The following is a 1305-nucleotide window of genomic DNA, read 5'->3' as shown; positions in this document are numbered from 1 at the left end:
TCCGCACCATGGTCGAGGCCGTCGCCATGCGCCATGCCGGCCAGCGCCAGCGGCACCAGGCGGCGCGGCCCGAGCAGGATCTTCGGGTTGAGCGCGCCATCCTCCAGCGCCACTTCGGAATCGCCGCCGAGGCCGAAGGTGCGCATGGCGACGGCCTCGACCATGGTGCGGAAGCCGCCGACGGTGGCGCCTTCCGGATCGAGCCTGGGACGGCCGCCGTCGAGCACGGCGACGTCGGTGGTGGTGCCGCCGATGTCGGACACCACAGCATTGTCGAGCCCGGTCATGTGGCGGGCGCCGACCAGGCTGGCGGCCGGGCCGGACAGGATGGTCTCGATCGGTCGCTGGCGGGCAAAAGCGGCTGAAACCAGCGCGCCATCGCCGCGCACCACCATCAGCGGTGCTGCGATGTTGCGCGCCTCGAGAAAGCCTTCGGTCGCTGCCACCAGCCGGTCGATCATCGAGATCAGCCTGGCGTTGAGCAAAGTGGTCAGCGCCCGGCGCGGGCCGCCGAGCTTGGCCGACAGCTCGTGGCTCGATGTGACCGGCAGGCCGGACTTGTCGCGGATCAACTCGCGGGCGGCGATCTCATGCGCCGGATTGCGGGTGGCGAAGTAGGCGCAGACGGCAAAGCCGGACACCGAGGCGCCGAGTTCCGGCAGCGCCGCTTCCAGTCCGGACAGATCGAGCTTGGCGGCATTGCCATGCACGTCGTGGCCGCCCGGACAAAAAACCACCGGATCGGTGCCGAGCGCGGCCTTCAGCCCGTCGCGGGCGAGGTCGCCCTCGGAAAAGCCGATCATCACCAGCGCGACGCGGCCGCCCTGGCCCTCGACGAGCGCGTTGGTGGCAAGCGTCGTCGACATCGACACCAGCTTGATATCAGCCGGATCGGTTCCGGCTTTCTGCAGCACCGCGTCGACGGCGCCGGAAATGCCGACGGCAAGATCATGCCTGGTGGTCAGCGCCTTGGCCTTGGCCAGCACCTTGCCCTTGTTCGGCCCTTCTTGCGGGCCTTCCGTTTCAGACCACAACACGGCATCGGTATAGGTGCCGCCGGTGTCGATCCCGAGGAACAACGGTTTTGGCTTGGTCTTGGCTGTCATTTTTGGCGGCGGTCCGGCTGGGAAGTCTGTCTGCCCCTGCCTTTAGCCGATGCGGGCGGGTCGATAAAGCTGCGAGCGCTGGGCCAAGGCGGAGATTGGCAGCGTTGGCCGAAGCGCCAACCTACCCGACAAACCCCACTTTCTTGTGCGTGCCATCGCAGAACGGCTTGTTGGCGGAATGGCCGCAGCGGCAGAGGAA

The 1305-nt window shown here is 67.7% G+C and carries 2 protein-coding genes; both read right to left on the bottom strand.

Going from position 1 to position 1305, the window contains the following annotated elements:
* On the bottom strand, positions 1 to 1106 hold a 1106-nt coding region (locus EN991_RS36610), incomplete at its 3' end, for a hydantoinase/oxoprolinase family protein (RefSeq protein WP_164769679.1).
* A gap of 121 nt (positions 1107 to 1227) precedes the next feature.
* On the bottom strand, positions 1228 to 1305 hold a 78-nt coding region (locus EN991_RS36605; RefSeq protein WP_206519335.1), incomplete at its 5' end, for a CDGSH iron-sulfur domain-containing protein.

This window comes from Mesorhizobium sp. M7A.F.Ca.US.005.03.2.1, from assembly GCF_003997795.1.
Lineage (GTDB): Bacteria > Pseudomonadota > Alphaproteobacteria > Rhizobiales > Rhizobiaceae > Mesorhizobium > Mesorhizobium ciceri.
The sequence above is the reverse complement of the archived record's forward strand: the minus strand, read 5'-3'. Positions and strand labels throughout refer to the sequence as shown.